This window comes from Sphaerospermopsis kisseleviana CS-549 (assembly GCF_028329225.1).
GTDB lineage: Bacteria > Cyanobacteriota > Cyanobacteriia > Cyanobacteriales > Nostocaceae > Sphaerospermopsis > Sphaerospermopsis kisseleviana.
The window spans coordinates 1-5,659 of record NZ_JAQMTI010000298.1 but is presented as its reverse complement, the minus strand read 5'-3'; the positions used below and the strand labels follow the sequence as shown (position 1 = coordinate 5,659).

The window sequence follows — 5,659 nt, the reverse complement described above, 5'->3', positions numbered from 1 at the left end:
CCAGTCACCAGTCCCCAGTCCCCAGTCCCCAGTCCCTAATTCTGCACATCCACCCAGCGGCGGTAAAGCTTTTGAATTTGTTTTAACAGTGGGTTGTAAATTGGTTGAGTAGAATCATGAGATTTACTCAACTCCTCCAATCTAGTCAGTAGTTTAGCTTCTTCAATGGCTACTTCACCATCACTGTAAATCAATCCACTGATAGCTTCAATCAGAGTTTCACATTCTTGTAAACTGGGGCGATCGCCCAAATATTCTCTCACCCATTCATAACATTGATTTGGTTTAACTGGTACTAATTCATACAGCCAAGGCTTAATCTCTGGGTCAGTAGCTAAACCCTTAGCTTGAGCTATTTCCCGCAGATATTGTCTTTCCTCCGGCTGGATTCTACCATCAATCCAAGCTGCTCCAATCAGAATTTTAACTAGATTTTTAACATGAGAATTACTAACCATTGTTGCCTCCTCCAGTAGATTCGGTCTTTCATCAAATGGTACAATCCCTAGCAGTATTCACTCGGAATCCTTGGTTTTTCTTAAACGCACCATGAAAAAACCATCCATATCTTGTTGATGAGGCCATACCTTCAACCACCCAGAGGGAGAAACATCAACAAAATCAAAGCTAGGATGTTCAATTTGCCAATGGGAATTTTTTTCTAAAAAGTTTGTAATTACTTCTTCATTTTCCTCTGGGTGTAATGTACAAGTAGCATAAACTAAAATCCCTCCAGGCTTGACAAAATTTGCAGTATGTGATATTAACTCTTGTTGGATTTGGGCTAATTCATGGACAGATGCGGGAGTTTGTCGCCAACGCGCATCAGCGTGACGGTGCATAGTTCCCAAACCGGAACAAGGAGCATCTAATAATACACGGTCAGCGATGTTATGAAATTGGGTAAAAGTGCGACTATCCCCCGTGCAGATTTCGATAGATTGTAAATTCAGACGTTTGGCATTTTCAGTAAGTTTGCGTAAACGAGAAGCAGTTTTATCACAAGCGTAAATTTTACCCTCATCCCCCATTAACTCTGCAATATGGGTAGTTTTTCCCCCTGGTGCTGCACAAACATCAATGATCACCTCACCGGGTTGGGGATCAAGCAAATGACCTACTAACTGGGCGCTACTATCTTGTACACACCACCAACCATCTTGAAAACCGGGTAAATTTTGAATTGCACCCGTACTACTAATTAATCTTAAACCTTGGGGTAAATGGGGAATTTTTCTGACTAAAATACCAGCATCTTTAAAAGTTAATTCTACTTTTTCTAAGTCACTTTTAAGAATATTAACTCTTAAATCAATAGTCGGGGTTTGATTCATCCATTGACAGAGTTTTTCTGTTTCCTCAAAACTCAATTGTTTTAACCAAACTTCAATGATCCAATTGGGGAAACTATATAAAATTCCTAATCTTTCTACGGGATTTTCTGGTAATTTTAAAGGTTCTGATGAAGTTTCTGCAAGTCGTAAATATTGCCGTAAAAACCCATTCACAAAACCCGTCAAACCAGAAAACCCATTGGTTTTTGCTAGTTCTACCGTGGTGTTGACAGCAGCAGAAACAGGGATTTTTTCTTGATAACGGAGTTGATATAAACCCAGATGTAAAATTGTCCGCAGGTCTGGTGGTTGTTGGTGAGATTTTTTAGTACCAAGTTGATTAATAATAGCGTCTAAAGTGCGTTGTCTTCTCACACTACCATAGACTAATTCTGTCATTAACCGACGGTCATTGTCCGGTAATTGATACTTTTGTAATACACGGTCGAGGGCTACATCAGTATAAGCTCCTTTGTGTACTTCTTTGAGAGCGGTAAATGCAACTTGACGGGGGTTAGACATGGGAAGTGATGAGATATATTTTAAGCTGTTGTGCATTTAATTTGTATAAGTGGAACAGGCATCTTGCCTGTTAAACAAGAGTTCAGAATATTAGGATTATACAATTTAGCTGTGTAACAGCTTAACAGCCAGGGAATAAATTCCCTGTCTTATAGCGGAAGTCGGTTTTAACCGACTATTTTCAATTCATTAATTGGATATTTTTACATCAATTATGATTGAAGTTTGAGTTAATTATAGTAGGTTTTAACCTACTTGAGCTATTAGCCCGGAAATTGATTTCCGGGTCATTTTTAATTTTCCCATGATTTACGCAAGATGGGAGTAAAACCCTGATTATTGGGTAGGGGTAATTCATGAATTACCCCTACTTTCGTTATGTTTTGTGTAAGTTCTATTTTCCTATTCTTCTTCCTCATCTTCCAGAATTTTCAACAGTTCATCTTTAGATTCTTTCGCCATATTTAAACAAGTCATCGTTGCCAAAGCACCAGCACTTCCTGTTAAAGCAGCTTCAGATAATTTATTGAAATAGACTAAACCCACTCCAGATAAAGTAATCATAGCTGAAATAGCAGAGACAGACAAAGCAACATTAAAAGTTAACTTTGCTTGACGAAGGAGTTCGTTCTGAATTGATTCTTTCATGGTTTTGACTACCTTTGATATCAATGTGTTTTTCTTGTTTCCTGTTTTTATATTCTCATGAATTTCCAGACATGAAGTCTATTGAAAGTATAGAGATAGGTCTATTCAAAGTAGATATAAAATAAAGTATATTCAAGGTATATTAGAGGTATATTGAAAGTACAAATATCTAATTTATCTCATTTAACAATGTCAATTATGCTAGTTTTAAATTATGTTTAAAAAGTCTTTCATGGTGTATCCAAAACCCTCTGATCCCCCTAACCCCCCTTGATAAGGGGATTTAGGGGGATCTACAAATATTGAACCCACATTCCGCACTTCGCTTTGTAATACATGAAAATTACGAAAATTGGGGTTAATGGTAGTTGAATAGCGAACTGCTTGCAGCAGCGCTTCGCTATCGCCGAAGGGCTATAATTCATACATTTAAATATTGAATAATATCAACATTAATTATTTGTAAAATTTATCGAAGTATTAACGTAGTACATTTTGAAGTGTGGAAAGTCGGTTTTAGTTTACTTTAGTATACTTTCGCTATGAGACTGGGAATTAATTCCCAGGCGGATAATGACGCAAACCGGGAAATAATGGTAAAAAAATATTAACTAGACTATTTTTACCAAAAATCAGTTATAATTCTTACTAAAATCTCAACAACATCTATGACTTGGCAAGAATTTCTTAACCAACAAGCAAATATTCAAGGTTTATCTGTTGAAGAGAAAACAACTTTATTAACCGCACTACCTCACCCAGATGCACAAATTAATCAAACACAACTCAGGTTAAAATTAAACATAGCAGAATCTACTGTTAAACTTCGCCTACAAAAGATTTATGAAAAATTTGAAACTGTCTATGCTAAACTGAGAGAAAAAGACGGTGCAGGTAAATTTGAAAAATTACGAACTTGTTTAAAACAGCAATATCATCAACCTCAATCAGAAGCAACAGTAAAAAATCCTATTTCCGATAAATCTATCTCACCAGAATTTCAATCACTAATTACCGAGAAAACCCAATCCTTCTGCGGTCGCGGATTTGTATTTGCTGCCTTTCAAAACTTCACCAACACCAATAAAAAAGGCTATTTTACAGTTATCGGTGATGCGGGAATGGGCAAAAGTACCATCGCTGCAAAATACGTTTCTGAAAATAACGCAATCTGCTATTTTAACGTCTTGGTAGATGGTCGTAACCGTCCTGAATTATTCCTGGAAAGCATTCGTAAACAACTAATTAACCGCTATCAAATCACAAATGTTGAAAACGCTGATTTATCAACATTACTGGTAAAAGTAACAGAAAAACTAAGCGAGAATGAAAAATTAATCATTGTCGTGGATGCACTGGATGAAGTAGACCAAAAACCAGGAGCAGAAAATATTTTATATTTACCCAAAACCCTACCAGATAATGTTTACTTCTTGCTGACACGACGACGCTATGAACCTAGTAAAAAACGACTTTATACAGAAGGTGTAACACAAGAAGAATTAGATTTGACTGACAAAAAGTATGATGCAGAAAACGCAAAGGATATTCAAGAATATATTCGCTTTTGTTTAGAAAATTACCCAGAACATAAAAATGGCTTACAAAATTGGATATCCAACAGAAAAATCACCCCTGATGATTTTGTGCAGAAGTTAGCAGACAAGAGCGAAAATAATTTTATGTATTTGCGCTATGTGTTACCAGCAATAGCAGAGGGTGATTATGATGATGTGAATTTAACTCAATTACCACAAGGGTTACAGAATTATTATCAAACTCATTGGGACAGGATGAAAATGAATGATTCATCTAAAGAAATGAAAGTAATGATTCTGTTTACCTTAGTGGAAATTGCCACACCAATTCCCTGTGAGATGATTTTTAATATTCTCCATCAAGATGAATATGTTGTACAGGATGTTTTAGATGAATGGATTGAATATTTAAGAACATCAAATATAGATGGAGATATTTGTTACAGTATCTATCATGCTAGTTTCTTAGATTTCTTGAAAGCAAAAAGAGAACTACAAGCAACCCGCAAGTTATTTAAAGAAGTAAATCAGCGCATTGCTGATTATTTGAAAATGATACAGGAATCATAATCAAACATTCGTAGGTTGGGTTAAGCGCAGCGCAACCCAACACACTACTTTGATTTAAAATCAGAAATTCAAATTCTAGTTAATGGTAAGTTGCTAGTGAGGAAAATTGTCTGAATCAAGATGTCCAGGATTTAAGGATGTACAAGATGAAAAAAAGAGATTTCATAGATTTTTCTTAGTCCACGCAGGTGGTCACTGAGCGCAGTCTAAGTGTAGTCAATAACCTACGTCAACCCAACCGACATTTATTAATACTGATTAAAAATATTATGCCAGCAACTACCAACAAATCATTATCACAAAAATCCTATTTCCAAAAAGCTTATCTGGGTAGCTATCCTGATAACTTGGTAAAGTCTGACAACTTAACCAACTATTTCCAAACCCTCACAAATTATCAATTCATATCCGCCAAAATCAATCATCCTGAATTTGGCATCCAAGCATTAATAGAAGATTATGATTTACTGGATGATACCCAAACCAAAACCCACCCAGACCAAACCAAAACCTTAAAATATATTCAAAGTGCTTTGCGACTGTCTGCACACATAGTCACCCAAGACAAACAACAATTACCCAGTCAATTATGGGGAAGGTTACAAGCTATCCACACCCCAGAAATTCAAACCCTATTAAACCAAGCACAAACAAACCACCCTCACCCTTGGTTGCGTCCCCTCACCCCCAGTCTCACCCAAGCAGGAGGAAGCTTACTCCGCACTCTCTCAGGTCATAGTGATAGGGTAAACGCAGTAGCAGTCACAGCAGACAATCAACGGGTGATTTCTGGTTCATCTGACAATACTGTCAAGGTGTGGAATTTACAGACCGGGGAAGAACAGTTCACCTTTAAAGGTCATAGTAGTTCGGTAAACGCAGTTGCAGTGACAGCAGACAATCAACGGGTGATTTCTGGTTCTTGGGACAATACTGTCAAGGTGTGGAATTTACAGACCGGGGAAGAACAGTTCACCTTTAAAGGTCATAGTAGTTCGGTAAACGCAGTTGCAGTGACAGCAGACAATCAACGGGTGATTTCTGGTT

At 37.0% G+C, this 5,659-nt stretch carries 5 protein-coding genes; 2 read left to right on the top strand and 3 right to left on the bottom strand.

The window, feature by feature from the left end:
• Positions 1-35 precede the first annotated feature (35 nt).
• The 3 genes from PN497_RS23300 to PN497_RS23290 form a co-directional block, all read right to left on the bottom strand.
• Positions 36-458, bottom strand: a complete 423-nt coding sequence (locus PN497_RS23300) for a tellurite resistance TerB family protein (protein WP_096565705.1) — start codon at positions 456-458, stop codon at positions 36-38.
• 57 nt (positions 459-515) lie between these two features.
• Positions 516-1,856 carry a 16S rRNA (cytosine(967)-C(5))-methyltransferase gene (locus PN497_RS23295; protein ID WP_096565703.1) on the bottom strand — a complete coding sequence of 447 codons (1,341 nt, stop codon included), beginning with the start codon at positions 1,854-1,856 and terminating at the stop codon, positions 516-518.
• A gap of 402 nt (positions 1,857-2,258) precedes the next feature.
• On the bottom strand, positions 2,259-2,504 hold the full coding sequence (locus PN497_RS23290) for a TRADD-N-associated membrane domain-containing protein (protein ID WP_096565701.1): 246 nt from the start codon (positions 2,502-2,504) through the stop codon (positions 2,259-2,261).
• Positions 2,505-3,172: 668 nt separating this feature from the next.
• Here PN497_RS23290 and PN497_RS23285 point away from each other — a divergent pair.
• Both PN497_RS23285 and PN497_RS23280 read left to right on the top strand, forming a co-directional pair.
• Positions 3,173-4,612 carry a P-loop domain-containing protein gene (locus PN497_RS23285; protein WP_272110927.1) on the top strand — a complete coding sequence of 480 codons (1,440 nt, stop codon included), beginning with the start codon at positions 3,173-3,175 and terminating at the stop codon, positions 4,610-4,612.
• 269 nt (positions 4,613-4,881) lie between these two features.
• Positions 4,882-5,659: WD40 repeat domain-containing protein (locus tag PN497_RS23280; RefSeq protein ID WP_409349340.1), on the top strand; the 778-nt coding region annotated here is incomplete at its 3' end.